The organism is Natronococcus sp. CG52, assembly GCF_023913515.1.
Lineage (GTDB): Archaea > Halobacteriota > Halobacteria > Halobacteriales > Natrialbaceae > Natronococcus > Natronococcus zhouii.
The window spans coordinates 3,914,258-3,936,619 of sequence record NZ_CP099391.1 but is presented as its reverse complement, the minus strand read 5'-3'; the positions used below and the strand labels follow the sequence as shown (position 1 = coordinate 3,936,619).

Here is a 22,362-nt window from a genome sequence, read left to right as displayed (position 1 = left end):
GGTTATCGATCACCGCTCGAGTTCGAGTTCCGAATTGAGCGAGGTGCCGTCGAACGCGTTCTTCCAGTCGACCGCCGTCCCAGTGACGTCGACGCGAGTCCCACCCTCGTCGCTCTCGCCGATCGACACCGACCAGCCGTGGGCTTCGGCGATCCGTCCGACGAGCGCGAAGCCGTCGCCGCGACGATCCAGTGCCTCGGCGTCGGTCTCGTGGAGATCCTCGCGCTTCGATTCGGGAATCGCGTCGCCGTCGTCGGCGACGAAGAACCCGTTCGAACTCGAGCCGACGTGGATCGTCATCGGTTCGGCACCCCTGCCCCTGGAGTCGCTCCGCCGGAACAGTCGTTCGAGCAGGTCCGTGAGCCGTTCCTTGTCGGCTTCGAGCACTCGATCCTCCTCGAGGTGGAGGGTTCGATCGTCCGGTTCGTCCAGTCGCGCCCAGGAACGGCGGGCGATATCGTGCAGGGCGACGGGTTCGAGCGCGGCGATCACGTCTCGTCGCTGCGAGAGGGACGACACCGCGTCGAGCGACTCCCCGAGCCGTTCGTGAGCGGCCTCGACCTCCGCGACGTGGTCGGGGTCGTTCGTCTCCCGCGCGATCTCGAGGTAGCCCTGGGCGAGGTTGAGTGGGCTGCGAAGGTCGCCGTCGACGATTCGATCGATCTCCTCGAGGCGGTCGCGCTGAGCGGCGAGCATCCGTTCGCGGTGCCCTCGGTCGGATTCATCGGCGGACTCGGTAGCCGTTCCGTCCCCGCCGCCGGGTGACGGCCGTTCGCCGGAGGCCGGTTCGTGACTGACCCAGCGAATCTCGTCGGCGAGGTGAACCGTCGACCGATCGCCGTCGCGACGAATGTACCCCTCGATGCCGTCCGTTGCGCGGGCGGTCGTCGGCGCGTAGGTCGCGTCGGCGTAGAGCACCAGCGGGGTTTCGTCGCAGGCGTCGCCGACCTCGAGCAGGTGCGAGCCCTCGGCGGTCGTCGGCGTCTCGGCGAAGACGACGCAGTCGGCTGCGGGCGCCCGCCCGCGGATCGCGTCGAGCGAGACGGCCGGCGCGACCGAGATATCGGACGCGGCCCGCTCGAGGGCGGCGGCTCCCTCGAGGGCGTCCGATTCGGTGGCTGCGACGTACAGAACGATGACGGTCATGGGTCGGAGACGAGTCAGTCGTCACGTACTGCGAGTCAACGTTCGCAAATAGTTACTGGTTCGGGCAGTACGCGAGTCGTGGCGCCCGCTCACGAGGCGAAGCCTCGTATCCGAAAGGCGCTGTTCGTGGCGCCGACGTTCGAGAACGAGGAACGATCCCACCGCGGGCGACGACTCGAGGCGGTGGACGCGCCGCAATTCGGGTGCCACGGGGCCGTCTATCCCGAATAACGGTTGCGGAACTATTTTACCCGCTGCACGGCCAACACATGGGTAATGAGCGAACTGGAGGAAGAGTACCGCCTCGAGTACTTCGAGGAGGAAGGGTTCGAGCGCAAGGAGTGTCCCTCCTGTGGCGCGCACTTCTGGACGCGCGACCACGAGCGAGAGACCTGCGGCGAACCGCCCTGCGAGGAGTACGACTTCATCGGGAACCCCGGATTCGACGAGGAGTACAGCCTCGAGGAGATGCGGGAGACGTTCCTCTCGTTCTTCGAGGAACACGACCACGAGCGGATCGAGCCGTACCCCGTAGCGGCGAACCGCTGGCGGGACGACGTCCTGCTGACCCAGGCGTCGATCTACGACTTCCAGCCGCTGGTGACGAGCGGCGAGGCGCCGCCGCCGGCCAACCCGCTGACCATCAGCCAGCCCTGCATCCGGATGCAGGACATCGACAACGTCGGGAAGACGGGTCGACACACGATGGCCTTCGAGATGATGGCCCACCACGCGTTCAACGCGCGCGAGGACCTGGACGATCCCGGACAGTACGCCTACGAGGGCGAGGTCTACTGGAAGGATCGAACCGTCGAGCTCTGCGACGAGTTCTTCGCCTCGATGGGCGTCGATCTCGAGGAAGTCATCTACATCGAGGATCCGTGGGTCGGCGGCGGCAACGCCGGGCCCGCGATCGAGGTCATCTTCAAGGGCGTCGAACTCGCCACGCTCGTCTTCATGTGCATGGAGCAGGATCCCGACGGCGAGTTCGAGATGAAAGACGGGAACTCCTACTCCTACATGGACACCTACATCGTCGACACCGGCTACGGGCTCGAGCGGTGGGCCTGGGTGTCCCAGGGGACGCCGACCGTCTACGAGGCGATCTACCCCGACATGATCGAGTTCCTGAAGGGGAACGCCGAGATCGACCACAGCGACGAGGAGTCAAACCTCGTCCACCGCGCCGCCAAACTCGCGGGCCACATGGACATCGACGAGGCCGAGGACATGGAAACCGCTCGCGCGGAGATCGCGAGCGAACTCGACGTCGACGCCGACGAACTCGAGGCGCTGATGGAACCGCTTGAGGACATCTACGCGATCGCCGACCACTGTCGCACGCTCGCGTACATGCTCGGCGACGGTATCGTTCCCTCGAACGTCGGGACCGGCTACCTCGCCCGGATGGTCCTCCGGCGGACGAAGCGACTCTGTGACAACGTCGGCGTCGACGCGCCGCTCGACGAACTCGTCGACATGCAGGCCGAGCGCCTCGAGTACGAGAACCGCGACACGATCCGCGACATCGTCCGAACCGAGGTCGAGAAGTACCGCGAGACGCTCGAGCGCGGCGGGCGGCGGGTGGAGGCGCTCGCCGCCGAGTACGCGAAGAAGGAGGCTCCGATTCCGACCGAGGAGCTGATCGAACTCTACGACTCCCACGGCATCCAGCCGGATATGGTCGAGGAGATCGCCGCCGAGGCCGGCGCCGACGCCGACGTCCCCGACGACTTCTACAGCCTGGTCGCCGAGCGCCACGACACCGTCGAGGCGCTCGAGGAGGCGGCGTCCGAAACGGACGAGCGCTTCGAGGACCTGCCGGAGACGGAGAAGCTCTACTACGACGACCAGCAGCGCATCGAGTTCGAGGCGGTCGTGCTCGACGTCTTCGAGCGCGAGGACGGCTACGACGTCGTTCTCGACCAGACGATGTTCTACCCCGAGGGCGGCGGCCAGCCGGCCGACACGGGGACGCTCTCGACCGGCGACGCGACCGTCGAGGTCACGGACGCCCAGATCGAGGACGGCGTGATCCTTCACCGGACCGACGCGGATCCGGGCAAAGGCGAGTTCGTCCGGGGCCAGATCGACGTCGGCCGCCGCCGACAGCTGATGCGCCACCACACGGCGACTCACATCGTCATCCACGCCGCACGACAGATTCTCGGCGAGCACATCCGCCAGGCGGGTGCTCAGAAAGGCGTCGACTCCTCGCGGATCGACGTGCGCCACTACGACCGCATCTCGCGCGACGACGTCAAGCGGATCGAAAACCGGGCGAACGAGATCGTGATGGACAACACGCCTGTCACCCAGGAGTGGCCCGACCGCCACGACGCGGAGACCGAACACGGCTTCGACCTCTACCAGGGCGGCATCCCGCCGGGCGAGCAGATCCGGCTGATCCACGTCGACGAGGACGTCCAGGCCTGCGGCGGCACGCACGTCGCTCGAACCGGCGAGATCGGGACGATTAAAGTGCTCTCGACCGAGCGCGTCCAGGACGGCGTCGAGCGGATCACGTTCGCCGCCGGCGAGGCCGCCATCGAGGCGACCCAGACGAAAGAGGACGCCCTCTACGAGGCCGCCGAGGTGCTCGACGTCTCCCCCGAGGACGTCCCCGACACGGCCGAACGCTTCTTCGAGGAGTGGAAGGGGCGGGGCAAGGAGATCGAGACTCTGAAAGAACAGCTCGCCGCGGCCCGGGCGGGCGGCGGTGGCGGCGGCGAGGAGGTCGAGGTCGGCGACACCACGGCGGTCGTCCAGCGGATCGACGCCGACATGGACGAACTGCGCGCGACCGCGAACGCGCTCGCCGAGGACGACAAGATCGCTGTCCTCGGCAGCGGAGAGAGCGGCGCTCAGTTCGTCGTCGCAATCCCCGACGGCATCAACGTCAACGCCGGCGAGGTCGTCGGCGAACTCGCCGCGAAGGTCGGCGGCGGCGGCGGCGGTCCGGCGGACTTCGCGCAGGGTGGCGGCCCCAACGTCGACGATCTGGACGACGCGCTCGAGGACGCGCCGGACGTCGTTCGGCAGGTTCTCGACGCCTGATCGGCCTCGAGACATAGTCGCTTCCGACTTTTTGACGCCGTGTTCGAGTTGCGCGTACGTGATTCCCTGCGATCGAATTTCGCTCGAGACGCCGCTCCTTCGACGGCGGCGACCTCGGCAGTGCAGAACCCGTCGACGGTCCCGTGACGGTCCTCGGCCCGGACGGTCACTCGCGAGCCCGCGAAGGCGTCGGTAAACGTATCGACGGTTCCGATCTCGAACTCGACGTCGGCCTCGTCACTCGTCCCGGACAGCGGAACCGTCTCTTCGATATCGCCGTCGCGAACGACCCGCGCCTCGTCGAGGCCGGCCGGATCGTGTACGAGGAACTCGACTTCGTAGCTGCCGGCGATCCGAACTTCCCAGTCCCGGGGATCGTAACCCGAAAGGTCCGCGTCCGGATCGTTGAACGTCGCGTACGTAACGGTGATTTCGGGCGGTTCGATGTCGAACAGGGTCGGATCGTCCCCGCGGTCGAGCGCCTCGCCGTCGGAAATTCCGTCGCCGGTCGTGTCGCGCGATTCGGGATCCGTTCCGAGCTGGATTTCCTCGACGTCGGTCACTCCGTCGCCGTCGGTATCGCTCACCAGCGGATCGGCATTGACGGTCCCGATTTCGAGAACGTCTCCTTCCAGTCCCTCCATGTCGTCGATATCGTCGGCATCTTCGAGTTCCGAGAGCAGTTCCAGCGAATCCTCGCGCGAGGTCGTGTGAGCGATCTCCCACCCCTCGAGCTGCTCGGCGTCGGTCAGCCCATCACCGGTCGTATCTACCCGCGCCGGGTGGTGTTCGGCGTACGTGACCGACGCGTGGAGTTTCGTCTCGTTGTCCTCTTCGAACACCTGGTAGTTGATATCGACCGTTTCGTTATCCTGGATCCCGTCGCCGCTCGTGTCCAACGCGTACGGATCGAGGTCCAGCGGTTCGCCGACGACGCCGGGCTCGCCGGTCGGCATGGCGAGATCCATCTCCGCCACGAGGTCGGGGATGCCGTCGCCGTTGGTGTCGGTCAGGTCGACGCCGGTTTGATTCTCGGCGACCCGTTCGAACGTGTCTGGGAGATCTTCCTCCCGCTGCACGTGGTGGAAGTCGCCGCCGGTGATGCCGGCGATGTCGCGGAGTTCGTGATCGCAATCAGCGGCGGTGACGATCCGGCGGACTTCACATCGGGTGGCGGTCCAACCGCCGTCGGTCGGGTAACCCCCTCGAAGATCCCCGGACGCCTTCAGCGGTTCCTCGACGGCTGAGCGATTGCAACCTGCGGACCGAATCGTCGGCTCAGGAGTCGCCGTTCTCCTGCTCCGGGAAGATACTCTCGGGAAGGTACGCCGAGACGACCCAGTTCGGCGCGTCGACGATTTCGTTGATCTTCAGGTCGACGGCGGCCGAACAGAGGATGTAGGCCTCGCCCCTCGAGAGGCCGCGCTCCTCGTGGAGGTGATCGATCATGTGTCGCACCGCGAGTCGCGCCGCCTCCATCAGGTCGTCGGCGATGCCGGTCGTTCCGTACATCCGCTCGTCCCGCCCGGTCGGCGTGAACGGGCCGTCGGTCTCGAACTGGGGTTGTTCGATTCCGGCGTCTTTCTTCAGTCCGAATCGGGCGGTGACGAACATCGGCGCCTCGATGCCCGTCACGGAAACCTCGCCGTCGCCCTGAGCGGCGTGACAGTCGCCGATCGAGAACAGGGCGCCGTCGACCTCGACGGGAAGGGAGACGGTCGAACCCGCCGTCATGTGTTTGACGTCCATATTGCCGCCGACGTCCCGCGGCGGGAGCGTTTCGTGTTCGCCCTCCTCGGCGGGTGCCACGCCGATGGTGCCCGGGAACGGGTCGAGGGGCACCTCGATCCCGTCGACGAAGTGACCGACGTCGTCCTCGAGGTCCCAGATGTGAACGCCGGCCTCCGGGAACTCTTCCGGCAGGAGTCCGAGTCCCATCTCGCCCGGAAGGAAGCCGGTGTATCCCCACCCCTTGTGCTGGAGGCTGAGCAGTTCGACGACGAGGGCGTCGCCCGGTTCGGCTCCCTCGACGCCGACGGGGCCCGTCAGCGGGTGGACGGGGTCGAAGCTGACGTTCGAGAACTCCTCCGGACCGCACTCGATCGTCACCTGGCCGTCGACGGCGTCGCGGCACTCGAACCGGACGACGTCGCCGGGCTCTACCGTGAGTACGGGCTCGAGGCTGTTGTCCCACGCGTTGTGGATGTTGTGGTCGCCGTCGCCGAGATAGTAGTCGACCCGATAGCCGTGATGCTGTTTTGCCATACCGTGCCACGGTACGCTGCTCTCGAAAATAAGTTCGGACGCTTCTTGTAATCGAAATGTCGTGACCGCACCGACCGACCGAACCGGCTGGCAGCTACCGTCGACGCCGTGAAGATTCGGCCGCCGGGCCCGTCGTGACGACGGGAACGCGGTAGTAGCGCTGATAGAACCGTTCGTCGAGTACGGCGTTTCCGCTGACGAAGCTCCCCCCTCGCCGATTATCGACTCGGCGTTTCGCCTGCCGATCTCGGCGATCTCGGCGTCGCGCGAGAGGCGGACAGAACAGCGTCGTAACCCTCCGCTTCGGTCGACTCTCGACGCAACACCGGTACTCTCGTTCTCGCTTTCGCGTCGGATACCCTGGTATTTTGTGAAGTCACTTCCTGACTCGAGTATGGAGTTCGCGACGACGTGGGACGAGGAGTTACGGTCGTTCGCCGGCGAACTGTGTCGATTCGAGACGACCGCGGGGAACGAGGCGGCCGCCCAGGAGTGGCTCTACGACTTCCTCGAGTCCGCCGGCTTCGAGACCTACCGCTGGGAGGCCGACGCCGAGACGCTCGCGGAGCACCCGTCGTTTCCGGACGACCCCGACGAGATCGAGACGGCCGACCGACCGAGCGTCGCGGGCGTCCTCGAGTTCGGCGATCCGGGGTCGGGACGGACGCTGGTGTTGAACGGCCACGTCGACGTCGTTCCGCCGGGAACCGGCTGGAACGGGGATCCGTTCGAGCCGCGGTGGACGGACGGACGGCTCACCGCTCGCGGCGCGGCGGACATGAAGTGCGGACTGGCGACCTGCGTGTTCGCGGCGCGCCACCTCGCGTCGTCCGATCCCTCGCTCGACGGGCGGATCGTCGTCGAGAGCGTCGCCGGCGAGGAGGAAGGTGGCATCGGCGCGGCCGCCGCGGCCCTGGAGAACCCGTATCCGTTCTCGCGCGACGCGGCGATCGTCGCCGAACCGACTGACTGTCGGCCGGTGACGGCGACCGAAGGGAGCCTGATGAAGCGGCTCCGTCTCGAGGGGCGGTCGGCCCACGCGGCGACGCGCTGGAACGGCGAGTCCGTCCTTCCCCGGTTCGAGCGGATTCGGCAGGCGTTCGAGGCCCTCGAGGAAGAGCGCGGCGAGCGAGTCACGCACCCGCTGTACGGGGAGTTCCCGATCCCGTGGCCGGTCTGTTTCGGTCGGGTCGAGGCGGGTCGCTGGGCGTCGTCGGTGGCGGACGAACTCACGGCGGAGGTTCGCATCGGCGTGGCGCCGGGCGAAACGGTCGACGAGGTCGAACGGGAGTTCGAACGACGACTGGCCGCAGTCGTCGCCGAGGATCCGTTCCTCGAGTCCCGGCCGCCCGAGTTCGAGCGGTTCTCGATCCAGTTCGAACCCGCCGAGGTCGAGACGGACGAACCGGTGGTTCGGGCGGTACAGTCGGCGATGGAGGACACCGGTCTCGAGGCGACCGACTGTCATGGTGCGACCTACGGCGCCGACAGCCGTCACTACGTGCGAGCGGGGATTCCGACCGTCCTGTTCGGACCGGGGAGCGTCGAACAGGCGCACTTCCCCGAGGAGAGCATCGAGTGGGACGAGGTCCTCGTAGCCGGCGAGGCGCTCGCCGCGGCGGCCGAGTCGTACCTCGCGGCCTAAGTCGGTTTTCGCGGTCGATCGAGGGTGATCGGCGGGATTGGACCGCGATCGGGGCGAGAACCCGCCGGATTCTCACTCGGCGCCGATCGGCGATCGGCGATCGATCGCATCCTCGGTTCCGTCACTCGAACTGTTCGTATCCTGGGAGCGCTCGGACCAAATGGCCCTCGATCTCGTACGTTCGGCCGAGGACGCCCCCCGATTCGATCGTCGCCTCGACGTCGACGCGGAGGTCGAACGCGTCGTCGTTCCAGGGTTCGACGAGGAGGTCGAACCCAACCGACCCGCGACCGATGGTGCCGAGTTCGGGTGCGTTGAGGATCGTCGTCTCGTGATCGTCGCCGCTGGCAAACTCGATCGGCTCCCAGGGACCGCCGCCGGGTCGGGTGAGCGAGAACTCCGGCGGGCGTTCGACGTCGATCGGTCGAAGTTCGTAGCGGAGTCGCTCGAGGTGCGTGTCCTCCGCGTGCCACGCGTGGAGTCTCATTCCGTACGGGGGACGGCCCCCGTCCGTGTTCCACCGGTCGAGAAACGAGACCTCGGCGATCCGCTCGTCGCCGCCGAAAACGAGGTGGGTTTCGCCGTCCTCTTCGATCGTCTCCGAGTGAGCGAGGGTCCGCGTTCGGAGGTCGCCACAGCCGGCGAGGGCCGCGGCAAGTCCGACGCCGCCGGAGGCGAGCAGCCGTCGACGGGAGGCGGTTCGAATCGGCGGTCGATCCGATCGATCGTCGGGAACCATAACTCATTCGTTCGAACTAGAACATATCACTCTTCCCGTATGTGTTCCATCGGGCGGGACGCGTGCGGTCGAGCCGCCCTCGCGATGGTTTCGGGTCGAACCGCGTCTTCTTTCCCCGATCCGCCCGTTCGTTTCGATATGCCCACCGCATCGAACGGAAGCGTCTCGCTGTACTACCGCCGCGAGGGCGAGAGCGGGGGAGATGGAGGGAACGTCCCCGTCGTCTTCGTCCCCGAGGCCGGACTCGGCGGCTGGTCGTGGGGGTGGCAACACGCCGCGCTCACCGGGCCGTACGAGACGGTCGTCTGGGATCTCCGCGGGACGGGCCGGTCGGACGCGCCGAAGGGACCGTACGCCATGGAGACGCTCGTCGACGACCTCGAGACGATCCTCGAGGCGATCGGCGCGCGAAACGCCCACCTCGTCGGCGCGGGGCTCGGGGGTGCGGTCGCGCTCACCGCAGCCCGAACCTCGACTCGCGTCGAGTCGCTGTCGCTGTTCGGCACCGCCGCCCGCGGCGACGCGTTCGACCTCGAACCGCTCTTCGCGTCGCCGGACGATCGTTCGGGACTGCGAACGTCGCTCGAGGCGGGGCTCTCCGCCGACTTTCTCGACGAGCAGCCGGAGGTCGTCGACGGCATCGTCGACTGGCGTGCCGAAGGGGACGCGACCCGCGAGGGATGGGCTTCACAGACCGCCGCGCTCGAGGGGTTCGACGCGACTGACTCGCTCGTCTCCGTGACCCAACCGACGCGAGTCTTTCACGGAACGGACGACGCCCTCGTTCAGCCGTCCGCCGGCCGGGAGCTGGCGAACGGGCTTCCGCGCGGGGAATTCGTCCCGCTCGAGGGCGCGGCCCATCTCGCGACTATCGAGCGCTCGCGAACGGTCAACGACCGACTGCTCGGATTTCTCGAGACGAAAGCGACCGACGAGTAACGACTCCCACTCCATCGAGGCTCGGCCGGCACGCTGCTTGCGATTGTGCCCCACCGAACTACGTGTTCGGACGTCGAAATCTGATCCGTGACTCTTTCGCTGGCTCGTCGCGCCGAACGATCCCCGGACCGTACGGCCGTCATCGACATCTCCGAAGAGCGCCTCTACGCGCCCGCGGAAACCGTCCACGAGGATCGGGTTTCCTACGCCGAACTATCGCGGATCGTCGATCGAACTGTCGGTGCGCTCGCCGGACACGGCGTCGGACCCGGCGATACCGTCTGTCTCGTGACGCGAAATCGCGTCGCGTCGGTCGCACTCCTGTTCGCGTGCCGTCGACTGGGAGCGACGCTCGCACCGATCTCGCACCGACTGACGCCGACGACGGTGAAACGCCCGTTCGAATCCCTCGATCCGTCCCTCATCGTCGCCGAGGCGGCCCAGCGCGACCTCGTTCGATCGATTCCGTCCGACCGGACCGTCACGCTCGAGCAACTCGCCGACGCGGACACGTCGACCGTCGGCGCCCGCAAGCGACCATCAGACGCGGACGCGCCGCTGCTCGCACTCCACGGCGCATCCGGTCGCCCCGTCGCCGCGTTCTCCGCGAGTACGGTCGAGTGGAACTGCATTAACGCTATCATCACGTGGGGGCTCTCGAAGAGCGATTCGGGGATCGTCCTCGATCCGCTGTCGACTTCCGACGGGCTGTTTCGCGCCGCGTTGCCGCTGTTGTACGTCGGCGGCCGACTCCTGCTCGATCGCGCCTTCGATCCCGGCGACACGCTGACGGCGATCGACCGACACGACGTGACGGTGTTCAGCGGGCGGACGGCGGCGGTTCGCGACCTTACGGCCGCCGAGGGAGCTGCCGCGCTCGCGGGACTCGACCGCGCTATCTGTGACCGGACGGTCGAGGAAGAGGCGGTCGAGACGCTTCTCGGGTACGACGTTTCCGTCTCGCGCGCGTACGGTCTGCTCGAGTGTCCCACGGCGATGAGCCGAACGGTCTCCGAGCCGAGCGCGGACGGCGAGATCGGACGGCCGGTACTCGACTGTCGAGCCCGATTGGTCGACGACGAGGGTACCGTCCTCGAGGGCGCCGCCGAAGGAGCCCTCCAGCTTTCGGGGGCTGTCGTCGCCGACGGCTACGTGAACCCCGCCGATACCGGCGACGCGACCGGCTCGAGGGAGGCGAAACGGGAGGACGACTCGAACGAAGGGGAGAGCACGGAGCGGGGAACCGACGAGGGCGACGAGCACGGCTCTGCGGGATCGGCCGACGGGGGCGACGATACCGGGCGGTTCACGGACGGATGGTTCGACACCGGCGGCCGATTTCGACGGGACGGGGACGGCGTCTACTACCGGGAGTAACTGCCGATTGGTCGCTTTCGCTCCGTTCGACTTCTATCAGATCCGTTGATAGTCCGGATTCCGTTTCGGCTCCACGGTTGCGGCAACGCCGGCGCGGGGCAGAAGACCTTTTTCCACGGAGTAATCACGTATTGGTGATGAGCCAGCTACGTATTGCCGTCCTGAACGCGTCGCACCAGGACGAGAACACGACGCGAAACTTCCGACGCGAACTCGACGCTTCCCTCGCCGAATTCGACGTCACCGAGGGGTCGCTGCCGGAGACGTTCGATTTCGACGGGGCCGTCGTCACCGGTTCCCGGTCCTCGGTCTACTGGGACGACGAGTGGATTCAACCGACCAAGGAGTGGGTCGGCGAGGCGATCGATCGCGACATTCCGTTCCTCGGCATCTGTTGGGGTCACCAACTGCTCGCGGACGCCCTCGGCGGAACCGTCGAGGACATGGGCGCGTACGAGGTCGGCTACAGCGAGATCGAGCAGGTCGGCGACTCGCGACTGTTCGACGGCATCTCCCGGGATTTCACCGCCTTCACGAGTCACGCCGACGAGGTCTCCGCACTCCCGGACGGCGCCGAACCGCTCGCACAGAACCGCTACTCCAACCACGGCTTCCGCAAGGGTCGGGTCTTCGGCGTCCAGTTTCACCCCGAGTACGATACCAGGACCGCCCGCGACCTCGTCCACAAGAAGGAGCTCTCGGACGAGCGCCGCGAGTCCGTGCTCGCGGAGATCACCGAGGAGAACTACCAGCGCGCCTGCGAGGCGAAACTGGTGTTCGAGAACTTCCTCGAGTACGTCCTCGAGCTTCAGTCCGCCGAGGCGACGGCGGACTCGAGTTCGCAGCCCGAACCCTCCTCGTCGTAATCTCGATTTTCGTCCTCCGTCCGCGGTCGCTCTCGACGAGAGCCGCGCCTCAGTCCGCGCTCCGCAGCGCGTAGACGGTGGCGTCCCATCCCGCGACGAAGACAGTGTCCTCGAGTGGAACGGAGGTGTCGGCGGGAACGGAGAAATAAAAGCGTACTCGATCGAAACCCCGAAGTCGACTCAGTCGGCCGCGACCTCGAGGTTCGCCTCGTTCTCGGCGCCGATCGCCTCGACGATCAGCTCCGCGACGTCGACGACCTCGATATCGTCCTCGTAGCCGCCGGTCTTGCGGCCGTCCTCGTACATCGTCATGCACATCGGACAGGCGACGACGAACTTCTCGACGCCCGAACCGGCGTCGGTGTCCTCGAGCGCTTCCCGGATCCGCTCCTCGCTCGGCTTGGGCTCTTCGTCGAACTCCATCCAGAGGCCGCCGCCGCCGCCGCCGCAGCAAAAGGAGTTGGCGCGGTTGCGCGGCATCTCGTCGAGCGTACAGCCCGTCGCCTCGATGAGTTCGCGCGGGGCCTCGTACTCGTCGTTGTACCGACCCAGGTGACACGGATCGTGGTAGGTGACGGTGTAGTCGAGTTCGGTGCCGGTGAGCTCGAGGCTCCCCTCGGTCACGAGTTCTTCGACGGCCTGGGTCCAGTGAAGGACGTCGATCTCGCCGTCGGCGTTCCACTCGTCCTCGTACTCGAACGGCATCATCGGATCGTCCGCGAACTCCTCGAAGTCGAGCTCCGGATACTCGTTTTTGAACGTGTTGTAGGAGTGCGGGTCGGTGCAGACGATCTTGTCGAACTCGCAGTCCTCCCACGTTTCGACGTGGTGGCCGGCGAGTTCGATGTAGAGGAACTCCTCGCCGACGCGACGGATGTCGTTGCCGTCGTACTTCTCGTCGTCGAAGAGGATCCCGAAGCTGACGTCCGCTTCCTGGAGAATGGCCGCCAGCGAGCGAGCGACCTGCTTGTTGCGATCGTCGTAGCTCGGGTAGTCGCCGACGTACCAGAGGTAGTCGACCTCCTCCTCGCGGGCGTCGGTGACGTCGAACTCGAGGTCGTCGGCCCAGTCGGCCCGGTTGCGGGGACTGTCGCCGAACGTGTTGCCGTTCTGCATGACGTTCTGGAAGACGTCCTGCATGCCCGAGGAGACGTCGCCCTGGTCGGTCATCTGGCGGTTGAGCCGGGTGAACGATTGGAGGTGCTCGATCTCGACCGGACAGGCGTCCATACAGGCCATACAGGCCATGCAGGACTCCATCGTCTCCGTGTTGATGACGCTCGTGCCGCCGTCGGCGATGATCGGCTGCTCCTCGCCGCCCTCGGCGCGTTCCTCGCGGTACTTCTTCAGGTCGAGGATGACGTTGCGCGGGTCGAGCGGTCGGTCGGAGGCCTTCGCGGGACAGACCGAGGAACAGCGACCGCACTTGGTACAGGCGTCCTGGTCGAGCAGTTCCTTCCAGGAGAAGTCGTCGATGTCCTCCGCGTTGGTCGCGTCCAGATCCGACGGAACGTTCGGCAGCCGTTTGCCGGCCTTCTCGTCGCGGGTGACGACGTTCGCGAACGAGGAGAGCATGTGGAACGGCTTGGCGTAGGGGATCCACGCGATGAAGAAGAAGGCGATCAGCGAGTGCGACCACCACGTCAGCCAGTGAAACGTCTCGGCGTTGAAGCCGAGAATGCCGAGCGTGACGTGGTTCGGATCGGTCGCGGTGCCGGCGACCGTCGGCAGTCCGATCGCCTGAAAGACGAGCGCGAGTCCCCAGCCGACGAAGCTGACGATCTCGTGGTCCGGCATCCCGGTCGCGTAGATTCGCAGTCCCTCGAGCAGGAAGCCGCCGACGCCCAGCGCGAACAGCGTCCAGATGAAGACGTCGTCCTCGCCGCTCGTGTGGCGGTCCCAGAGACGCTCGTTGCGGACCCAGTAGCGCCGGTACATCGCCATTCCGATGCCGACGACGAACAGCAGCCCCATCGCGTCGACCATGAACTGGTAGGCGAGGTAGAAGTCGCCGACCCAGAACGAGCCCTGGAACGGTTCCCAGAAGTAGCCGTCGATGAAGAGGATCGTCGTCGCGATCAGCAGGGTCAGAAAGCCCCACATGATGAAGGCGTGCATCAGCCCGCCGTAGAGGTCCCTGTTGAACTGCTTCTCGTTCGAGAGGACGATCTTGGCCCCGCCGACGATTCGACTCGGGAGGTTGTCGAGTCGTTCGAACGGGTCGTCGTCGCCCGCCGTGTAGCGGGCGAACCGCTGGTATACACCGTAGAGGAATACGAGGACCACAACGGTCGCGAGGAGATAGAACAGCGCGTACTCCGTGCTGCTGAGTCCCCAGTACGTCTCTCTCGTCACCTCCGTCTGCGCTACAACGTTCATGTACAATCAGGAGCGGGGCTGTAACTTAATTCTTGTCACGTTACTGGGTGACGTATCGTAACGCCTTCTTGCGTAAATTGACAAACTATTTTGAGTTCATCATAATCGTCAATACGCGATTTGCCCAAGGTTATCTGGCAACAGGCTTAAATAGCCACCTGCCGGGAGTGTCTACCCATGAACGACAAAACCGAAGAACTCCGAGACATCTTCACGGACGTCACCGACGGCGAGGAAACCGTTACCGAAGCACAGGAAGACACCCGCGGATCGCTCGAGAAGGACGAGCGAACCGACCGGGAACGCCTCGAGAGCGTCGTCACCCGGATGCGAGAACGATACGAGTTCGAGGGCCCGCTCTCGACCGACGACTACGTCGCTGTTGCGAGAGGGTTCTACGACGGCTTGCCCGACGAGGAACTCGCCGACGACCTCGGCGTCGACGAGAGCGATATCTTCGAGGCGCGGATGTCGCTCCACCTCGTCGACGACGGCGACGCCGACGAAGTCGATCTCGTCGCGATTCGCGACCGCGAGGAAGACGACGCGACGCTCGCCGAGGAGTACGACGTTTCCGAGGCCCAGATCAGCCGCTACCGACGAATCGCGGCGGCCCAGGACGAGTCTCGAGCGGCGAACGACCGCTACCGCGACGAGTTCGACAGCATCCTCGCCGACGCGGCGCTCTCCGAGCGGATGGCGACGGACGTCCGCGAGGACGGCCTCGAGGACGCGACCGAGGGAATGGAGACCGACGTGGAGTTCTAAACGACGAAGTTTTTACGGGGGTTGAGCGACCCGCCAAAGGCTGGTCGCGATGCCCCGGAAAAAAGTTCGATGAAAAAAGCCGAACGCTCGCTTCGCTCGCGATCGGTACAATCGCCTGTCACCACCGTACAACCACGACCGCTTGCCTCTGCACGACCACAACGGCTCTCGTCAGTCCGGAAACGGACGAGACTTTTTATACGAAGGGGCGGCCAGACGAGCCGTGTCTCGAGCCCACGTCCCCTTCAGCGACCTGCGGACGGCCGCCTACTGTCCGCGGAAGTGCTACTACCAGCGCCAGCGCGATCCGGACGACCGCGAGCCGCCACCCGAGGTCGAGTCGATTCGGACGCTCGCCACCCGATACGAGACGCTTCTCGAGCCCGACAGCGACCTCGAGGCTGAACCGATCGCCGTCTCCCCGTCGGCGTACCGGGAGCGCCTCGCCGCCACGAAGGAACGGTTCGCCGCGGACGATCGTTGGGAGCGACTCTGTGAGCCCGCTAATCGGAACGTCCTGGCGACCGGACGACACTGTCGCGGGATCGTCCACAAAGTGCTCGAGGATCCGCTCGAGCCAGCGCTCGTCTCGACGGGACAGCCGCCGGAGAACGGCGTCTGGGAACCCCAGTCGACCCACGCCGTCGCGGCCGCGAAGGCACTCGCGTGGGAGCACGAGCGTCCGGTCGAACGCGCGTGGCTCGAGTACCCCGCCTACGGCGTGATCCGCCGCGTTCGGCTCACGACGCGTCGCAAGGCGCGCTACCGTCGGGCGCTTCGGACGGTTCGGGAACTCGACGGGCCGCCGGCCAGAATCGACGATCGGGCGAAGTGCGAGGCCTGCGAGTTCGCCGCGGAGTGCGGCGTCCGGACGCGGACGCTGCGGTCGCTGCTCGGCTTCTAGTGCGTCTCGAGCCAGCGCTCGATCTCGTCCGCTCGCGCGCCGCGGCGGTGGATCGTCCCGCTCGAGACGTCGACGACCGTGCTCTCGGTGCCGGGCGCTTCGCCGTCGTCGAGGGTCACCGCGGCCGTCTCCCGAATCGCCGGCTCGAGTTCCGCGAGCCGTCGGACGCTCCCGCGGCCGCTGACGTTCGCGCTCGTCGCGGTGATCGGGGTCCCCGCTCGCTCACAGAGCCGGAGTGCGAGGGCGTGATCCGGGATCCTGACGCCGACGCGGTCGCGCCCTGCCGTGAGCGTGTCGGGGACGACGTCGCGGCGGCGACAGAGCACCGTCACCGGGCCGGGAAGGAACGTTGCCATAAACTCGCGCTCACGCGTGCTCGCGTGAACGTACTCGAGTGCCGCCGGCACCGACGGGATCGCCAGCGAGACGGGCTTGGATCGATCGCGCCCCTTCGCCTCGAAGACGCGCTCGACGGCGGCGGGGTCGAGCGCATCCGCGCCGAGCCCGTAGACGGTTTCCGTGGGATAGACGACCAGCTCGCCGCTCCGAATCGCGGTAGCGGCACGCTCGAGTTCGCTCATGTCCGACTTTCGGCTCGGAATCGGCAAAAACGCACCGCGTTACGCGAGCCCGAGCTGTTCCTCGAGCTCGTCGTAGTCGGGGAACTCGGGCCACTCGCTCGCGACCCAGACGGCGTCGACGGTTCGGTCGGCGTCGACGGCGACGAACGCGGGGCGCGGCTCGCTGATACCCGCCATCCCGTCGAGGTCGTGGGCGAGACCGTAGGCGTCGGCCACGTCGTTAGCGGGGTCGGCGAAGATCTCGAACGAAAAGTCGTTTTCGTCGAGGAAGCGCGAGACGCCGTAGGGCGTCGAGGCCGTGACGCCGACGATGCGTTCCTCGCGGTCGTCCCAGCCGCGCTCGACCAGTTCGTCCCAGACGTACTTGGCGACGAACGAGCCGATCATCGGCGTGAAGACGAGGATCGTTCGCCCGTCTACGAGATCGGCGAACGTGCGGTCCTCCCAGTACTCGTCGGAGACCAGCGGTCGCGTAAAGTCGGGTGCTCCCTCGCCCGGCTGGACGTGGGCCGTCGGCTCGAGTTCGACGACGTCGAACTCGGGCATCAGTCGTCACCTCCGGCGGTTGCGCCGGTTGAGGCGGCCGTCGAACCGTCGCCGTAGGTCGCCTCGAGGTAGTCGACGATGTTCGCGCTCTCGGCCATCGTCACGCCGGTCCGCTCGTCGACGATAGCCGGGACGGTCCGGACGCCGGCGACGCGCTTGACGACGTCGCGCCGGGAGTGCAGCGGTTCGACGAACCGCGAGCGATAGTCGAGGTTCTGTTCCTCGAGGACGCGGGCGACGCGCTCGCAGTACGGACACGCCTGGAGCCGGTAGAACGTGATCGCCGGCTCACCGTCGTGGGTGGTGGCCTCGGACATGGACGCTCGTTCGGGAAACGAGCGGGTAAACGTGTCGTATGCAAAAATGGTAAACGGTTAACCGATCCGGTGTTAAGTCAGTACATCAATGGCGCTGTCTCCGCTGCTCGAGGTCGTGCTCGCCGCCTACGAGGTCCCGTTTCTGGGACTCGAGCTCGACGAGTCGACCGTATCAATTCTGGGCGTTCTCGCTGTCGCCGTACTCATCGCACTCTCGGGATTCTTTTCCTCCTCCGAGATCGCGATGTTCAACCTTCCGAAACACCGCCTCGAGACGATGGTCGAGAACGGTATCGAGGGCGCCGAGTTAGTAAAATCCCTCAAGGACGATCCGCACCGACTGCTCGTGACGATTCTGGTCGGCAACAATATCGTCAACATCGCGATGTCATCGATCGCGACGGCCGTGCTCTCGCTTCACTTCGGCGGCCTGCTCGGCGTCATCCTCGCGACGTTCGGGATCACCGCGATCGTCCTCCTGTTCGGCGAGAGCGTACCGAAGTCCTACGCGGTCGAGAACACGGAGGCGTGGGCGATCCGGATCTCGAAACCGCTGAAGGGAACCGAGTACCTGCTGTACCCGCTGATCGTCCTCTTCGATTACCTCACGCGACAGGTGAACAGGCTCACCGGCTCGACGGGCGCGATCGAGTCGCCCTACGTCACCCGCGACGAGATCCAGGAGATGATCGAGTCCGGCGAGCGCGAGGGGGTCTTAGAGGAGGAAGAACACGAGATGCTAACCCGGATCTTCCGGTTCAATAAGACGATCGTCAAGGAGGTGATGACGCCGCGACTGGACATGACGGCGGTGCCGAAAGACGCCGGCATCGACGAGGCGATCGAGACCTGTATCCAGAGCGGACACGCCAGAGTGCCGGTCTACGAGGGGAGCCTCGACAACGTGCAGGGAGTCGTCCACATCCGTGACCTCGTCCGGGACCTCAACTACGGCGAGGCCGAGACGGAAGACCTGGAACTCGCGGATCTGATCCAGCCGACGCTGCACGTACCGGAGTCGAAAAACGTCGACGAACTGCTCACCGAGATGCGCGAAAACCGGATGCACATGGCGCTCGTCATCGACGAGTTCGGCACCACCGAGGGGCTGGTGACGATGGAGGACATGGTCGAGGAGATCATCGGTGAGATCCTCGAGGGAGGCGAGGAACAGCCGATCGAGGAGATCGACGAGAACACCGTCCTCGTCCGCGGCGAGGTCAACATCGAGGACGTCAACGAGGCCCTCGATATCGAACTCCCGGAGGGCGAGGAGTTCGAGACTATCGCCGGCTTCATCTTCAACCGAGCCGGCCGCCTCGTCGAGGAGGGAGAGGAGATCACGTACGACGGCGTCCGCATCACGGTCGAGGACGTCGAGAACACCCGGATCATGATGGCACGGCTGCGGAAACTCGAGCAACCCGACGAGGAGGAAACGGTAGACGAACTCGAGGAGACCGACGCCTGATCCGAGTCAGGCCCCGACGGCCGCCGTGATTTCGCGAGCGACGTGAGGCGGAACAACGATTCTACGCGGTCCCTGAACGTACTGGCCGTCCGGCTGTGCGTAGCCCAATTTCACGATCGCCGCATCGCCGAACTGCCGGACGGACGTTTCCTCGATCACGCCGAGATCGATCGCCTGGTTCGGATCGTAGAGGTAGATAACCTGCTCATCCGGGTCGAACGCACCGACGGAGCGGAGAAACGACGCGAGAACGAGCGCGACCAGCGCGAGCGGAATCGTCAGTGCGGCCAGGCCGGTGAAGGGGCCGGCACCGACGCCGCCCAGCAGGTCGTTCTGGGAGACGAATCGTCCGATTATCATTAACGCAGTGATGAGACACCCCATCGTGACCGCGCCCAGCGCCGCATCCGCCAGGCGGTCGACGCCGGCCGGCGCGGAGATCGACAGCCGCTCGGCGAGTCGCTCGAGCTGGCGCTCGGCGCTGTCGGAGACGGCGACCGCCACGGTCGTGACGACGAGGGCGGCCAGGGCGGCGACCAAGAACGACCGGCCGCCGGTCTGGCCGGCCAGATCGAACAGTCGCCAGAAGACGATAATGGAGATCGCGGCGAAGAAGGTCCCGACGCCGAGTGACCACAGGATGCGCACGGTTCGGGAGGTGTCGGCGTCCCGTCGCCACTGGATCGGTTCGGTCTCGTCCATACCCGACTCTCGCCACCGATCGTGTAAAGACCGTTCGATGTTTTCCGCGGGTTAGAAGAGAACGGCGTCGATGGCGACGAAGCCGACGAACGAGATGACGATCGAACCGGCGAGCGAGAGCACCCACGCGAACACGGTGTACCCCATCTTGCGCGCGCTAACGCCGCCGCCGGCGCCGGCCGCGGCGTACCCGCTGCCGATGATCGAACTGACGATGATCTCGTTGAACGAGACGGGAATGCCGAACAGCACCGCCGTCTGGGCGATGATGAACGACGGGATGAGAGCGGCGATCGACCGGCGCGGGCCGAGCGAGGAGTAGTCCTGCGCGATCGCCTTGATCATCCGCGGAGCCCCGGTCCAGGAGCCGATCAGGAGTCCGAATCCGCCGCCGACGAGCAGCGCGATCAGCGGCAACCCGACGTCGCCCGACAGCGGAATCAGCGGCCCGATCGCCAGCCCGACTTGACTCCCGCCGGCGGAGAAGGCGACGAGACCGCCGAGCAGGAGCAGGAAGTGCCGTTCGCCGCGTTCGATTCCGTTCCGAAGATCGAATCCGACGACGAGCGCCCAGGCGGCCGCGATGAGCGACGACACGGCGATGACCCCGGCCAGCTCCGAACCGGGGATCCCGCGACTCGAGGCCTGTGCGATCGAGGCACCGCCAGCGCCGGACGAGCCGAGTACGGCGAATTCGATGTTGGCGACGATCAGACCGACGAGCGCCGCCAGCGCGACGATCAGGTACTCCTCGCCGATCGGTTCGGCCCGCAGCGTTCGGGCGATTCCGTAGGCGAGACCGCCGCCGACGAACGGCGTCAGGATCCACAGCGTGGCGATCTCGACGTACTTGGGCCAGGCCGGATCGCCGCCCATGGCGAGGCCGACGCCGATGACGGCGCCGGTGACGGTAAACGCCGTCGCTATCGGATAGCCGGCGAAGACGCCGATCGCGACGAGTCCGGCCGCGATTACCAGCGCGATCGTCGCCGCCAACGGCGACAGCGTTACACCGCCGCCGATCAGTTCCGTACCGACCGCTTCGGAGACGTTCGCTCCCTGTAACACCGCGCCGGCGAAGCCGAGGATGCCGACGAAGAAGCCGGCTCGCATCACCGAGACCGCGTTGGCCCCGACCGCCGGTGCGAACGGCGTCGAGCCGCTCGAGCCGGCACCGATCGCCCAGGCCATAAAGAGACTGGCGACTGCGGCGACCAGAAACGTCGCGATCGTCACGATCTCGACCATCTACCGGGTATTAATCGAAGCCCGTACAAGTGTGTGCCGGCCTGCGATTCACGTGCCGCTCTCTCCGCGGTCGGAACGACCGAGTAGACTTTTGGGCCGTATCGATCGCATCGAACGATGTGCGTCCTTTCTACTGGTTTCGAGTTTCGGGTCGGTATTGCTCGCTCGAGACGACTCGACCGTTGCGGCGTCTGCGAATGAAAGAAACGAGCACCGTTCGGCCGTCTACTCGACGTATGGTGTGTTTTAACGTGGGAAGCTTTATGTGCGGCTGTCGGCAACAGTTCCGATACGGTGGCAATATAATGCCGGGACTAGAAACACACGGGCGGCGGGAATTCCTTCGAACGACGGCAGCGACGGGGAGCGCTGTGGCCCTCGGGGGGATCGCGGGGTGTACAGGATTTCTGGAGGAAGAGACACTGACCGTCGCGGTGTACGGAGGCCTTTTTCGGAGGGTGATGGACGAGGAACTCTTCGGACCGTTCAACGAGGAGGTCGACTTCGAGGCCGAGTCCCAGGAACAACCGACGGCCGAGGAAGCGCTGGCCCAGTACGAGAGCGCCGTCGGTGCCGGCGAAGCCCCAGTCGACGTCGCGATTATGTCGACGGTCGGGGTCCTTCGCGGACTGAACTCCGACCTGTGGCACATCTGGGAGGACGACAGCGAGTTCGAGAACCTCCAGTACATAAGCGACGACCTTATCGAGGAGCGAGACGGCGGTATCGCCAGCGTCGGCGCGCTCTCGTGGTACATCAACCTCGTCCAGAACACCGAGGTATTCGAGGAGCCGATCGACAGCTGGGAGGCGCTCTGGGACGACGAGTACGAGGACCAGATGGGGTTGCTCGGTCTCGCGTCGAACTCCTTCCTGCTCGATATTACCGCCGAACTGTACTTCGACGGTCAGGCAACCCTCGAAGATCGAGACGGCGTCGAAGAGGTGTTCGAGGAACTCGAGGGCGTCACCGACCAGGCGAACTTCTGGTACGAGAACGAACCGGAATTCCAGCAGCGACTCAGAGACGCCGAAGTGCCCGCGGGGATGCTCTACAGTGACATCACGAAGGTTATGCAGGAGGACGGTGCGCCGGTCCAGTCGAACTTCGTCGAAGAGGGATCGGTGCTCGACTCCGGATCGTGGGTTACCCTCGAGACGACCGACCTGGCGGAGGAGGCCAGACAGTTCATCGACTACGCGAGTCAGCCCGAGGTGCAGGACACGCTGTCCGAGAACCTGTTCACCGCACCGGTGATCGACCGGGAGCACTCGGAACTCGACGACGAGACGTACGAGGAGGTCGCCGGTCCGGGGCCGGAGGAGGCGATCGTTCCCTACTACGATCTCTACCTCGAGGAAGAAGAGTGGGTCAACGAGCGGTGGGAAGAGTTCATTATCGGCTGACGATCG

Annotated in this window: 19 protein-coding genes and 1 pseudogene; 10 read left to right on the top strand and 10 right to left on the bottom strand. The window is 65.8% G+C overall.

The window, feature by feature from the left end; all coding sequences use genetic code 11:
- Positions 1–9: 9 nt before the first annotated feature.
- Entirely contained in the window at positions 10–1,146 is a 1,137-nt protein-coding gene (locus NED97_RS19640) for a sensor histidine kinase (protein WP_252488693.1), read from the bottom strand.
- Between the two features lie 276 nt (positions 1,147–1,422).
- Between NED97_RS19640 and alaS the strand changes: the two genes are divergently transcribed.
- Positions 1,423–4,203, top strand: a complete 2,781-nt coding sequence (gene alaS, locus NED97_RS19635) for an alanine--tRNA ligase (RefSeq protein ID WP_252488692.1) — start codon at positions 1,423–1,425, stop codon at positions 4,201–4,203.
- A gap of 548 nt (positions 4,204–4,751) precedes the next feature.
- On the opposite strand, the pseudogene NED97_RS23365 reads toward alaS, so the two are convergent.
- Positions 4,752–4,847 (bottom strand): annotated as a pseudogene (locus NED97_RS23365) (hypothetical protein); the annotation flags it as partial.
- A gap of 438 nt (positions 4,848–5,285) precedes the next feature.
- Here NED97_RS23365 and NED97_RS19630 point away from each other — a divergent pair.
- Positions 5,286–5,450, top strand: a complete 165-nt coding sequence (locus tag NED97_RS19630) for a hypothetical protein (RefSeq protein WP_252488691.1) — start codon at positions 5,286–5,288, stop codon at positions 5,448–5,450.
- A 31-nt stretch (positions 5,451–5,481) separates the two neighbouring features.
- On the opposite strand, the gene NED97_RS19625 is transcribed toward NED97_RS19630, so the two are convergent.
- Positions 5,482–6,468: an acetamidase/formamidase family protein gene (locus tag NED97_RS19625; protein ID WP_252488690.1), complete on the bottom strand. Its 987-nt coding sequence runs from the start codon at positions 6,466–6,468 to the stop codon at positions 5,482–5,484.
- Positions 6,469–6,862: 394 nt separating this feature from the next.
- On the opposite strand from NED97_RS19625, the gene NED97_RS19620 reads away from it, so the two are divergent.
- Positions 6,863–8,113, top strand: coding sequence for a M20/M25/M40 family metallo-hydrolase (locus NED97_RS19620; protein ID WP_252488689.1), 1,251 nt, complete (start codon positions 6,863–6,865; stop codon positions 8,111–8,113).
- A gap of 121 nt (positions 8,114–8,234) precedes the next feature.
- Here the strand turns inward: NED97_RS19620 and NED97_RS19615 are convergent, their stop codons facing one another.
- A complete protein-coding gene (locus tag NED97_RS19615) occupies positions 8,235–8,852 on the bottom strand; it encodes a hypothetical protein (RefSeq protein ID WP_252488688.1) in 618 nt (205 codons plus the stop codon).
- Between the two features lie 138 nt (positions 8,853–8,990).
- Here NED97_RS19615 and NED97_RS19610 point away from each other — a divergent pair, with 138 nt between their 5' ends.
- The 3 genes from NED97_RS19610 to NED97_RS19600 all read left to right on the top strand — a co-directional run bounded on the left by NED97_RS19610 (position 8,991) and on the right by NED97_RS19600 (position 12,034).
- Positions 8,991–9,791, top strand: a complete 801-nt coding sequence (locus tag NED97_RS19610) for an alpha/beta fold hydrolase (RefSeq protein WP_252488687.1) — start codon at positions 8,991–8,993, stop codon at positions 9,789–9,791.
- Positions 9,792–9,878: 87 nt separating this feature from the next.
- On the top strand, positions 9,879–11,168 hold the full coding sequence (locus NED97_RS19605) for an AMP-binding protein (protein ID WP_252488686.1): 1,290 nt from the start codon (positions 9,879–9,881) through the stop codon (positions 11,166–11,168).
- A 137-nt stretch (positions 11,169–11,305) separates the two neighbouring features.
- Positions 11,306–12,034: a type 1 glutamine amidotransferase gene (locus NED97_RS19600; protein ID WP_252488685.1), complete on the top strand. Its 729-nt coding sequence runs from the start codon at positions 11,306–11,308 to the stop codon at positions 12,032–12,034.
- Between the two features lie 180 nt (positions 12,035–12,214).
- Here NED97_RS19600 and NED97_RS19595 read toward each other — a convergent pair whose 3' ends face one another.
- A complete protein-coding gene (locus tag NED97_RS19595) occupies positions 12,215–14,413 on the bottom strand; it encodes a 4Fe-4S dicluster domain-containing protein (RefSeq protein ID WP_252488684.1) in 2,199 nt (732 codons plus the stop codon).
- A gap of 177 nt (positions 14,414–14,590) precedes the next feature.
- On the opposite strand from NED97_RS19595, the gene NED97_RS19590 reads away from it, so the two are divergent.
- A complete protein-coding gene (locus tag NED97_RS19590) occupies positions 14,591–15,181 on the top strand; it encodes a conditioned medium-induced protein 4 (protein WP_252488683.1) in 591 nt (196 codons plus the stop codon).
- 223 nt (positions 15,182–15,404) lie between these two features.
- Positions 15,405–16,085, top strand: a complete 681-nt coding sequence (locus NED97_RS19585) for a CRISPR-associated protein Cas4 (protein ID WP_252488682.1) — start codon at positions 15,405–15,407, stop codon at positions 16,083–16,085.
- Here the strand turns inward: NED97_RS19585 and NED97_RS19580 are convergent.
- The 3 genes from NED97_RS19580 to NED97_RS19570 are packed head-to-tail and all read right to left on the bottom strand — an operon-like array spanning position 16,082 to position 17,529.
- Positions 16,082–16,666, bottom strand: coding sequence for an L-threonylcarbamoyladenylate synthase (locus tag NED97_RS19580; RefSeq protein WP_252488681.1), 585 nt, complete (start codon positions 16,664–16,666; stop codon positions 16,082–16,084). The two genes, NED97_RS19585 and NED97_RS19580, sit on opposite strands and share 4 nt — an antisense overlap.
- A 39-nt stretch (positions 16,667–16,705) precedes the next feature.
- The gene (locus NED97_RS19575; RefSeq protein WP_252488680.1) at positions 16,706–17,212 is read right to left on the bottom strand and encodes a redoxin domain-containing protein; all 507 of its coding nucleotides are present in this window, start codon (positions 17,210–17,212) and stop codon (positions 16,706–16,708) included.
- The gene (locus NED97_RS19570; protein WP_252488679.1) at positions 17,212–17,529 is read right to left on the bottom strand and encodes a glutathione S-transferase N-terminal domain-containing protein; all 318 of its coding nucleotides are present in this window, start codon (positions 17,527–17,529) and stop codon (positions 17,212–17,214) included. The genes NED97_RS19575 and NED97_RS19570 overlap by 1 nt, the downstream gene beginning before the upstream one ends.
- Before the next feature lie 88 nt (positions 17,530–17,617).
- On the opposite strand from NED97_RS19570, the gene NED97_RS19565 reads away from it, so the two are divergent.
- Positions 17,618–19,000: a hemolysin family protein gene (locus tag NED97_RS19565; RefSeq protein WP_252488678.1), complete on the top strand. Its 1,383-nt coding sequence runs from the start codon at positions 17,618–17,620 to the stop codon at positions 18,998–19,000.
- A gap of 6 nt (positions 19,001–19,006) precedes the next feature.
- On the opposite strand, the gene NED97_RS19560 is transcribed toward NED97_RS19565, so the two are convergent.
- Together NED97_RS19560 and NED97_RS19555 are read right to left on the bottom strand one after the other, a co-directional pair.
- Positions 19,007–19,702 (bottom strand): hypothetical protein, encoded by a 696-nt coding sequence (locus tag NED97_RS19560; protein WP_252488677.1) that lies wholly within the window; start codon positions 19,700–19,702, stop codon positions 19,007–19,009.
- A gap of 51 nt (positions 19,703–19,753) precedes the next feature.
- A complete protein-coding gene (locus NED97_RS19555; RefSeq protein WP_252488676.1) occupies positions 19,754–20,950 on the bottom strand; it encodes an inorganic phosphate transporter in 1,197 nt (398 codons plus the stop codon).
- A gap of 305 nt (positions 20,951–21,255) precedes the next feature.
- On the opposite strand from NED97_RS19555, the gene NED97_RS19550 reads away from it, so the two are divergent.
- Positions 21,256–22,356 (top strand): ABC transporter substrate-binding protein, encoded by a 1,101-nt coding sequence (locus NED97_RS19550; protein ID WP_345781211.1) that lies wholly within the window; start codon positions 21,256–21,258, stop codon positions 22,354–22,356.
- Positions 22,357–22,362 lie beyond the last annotated feature (6 nt).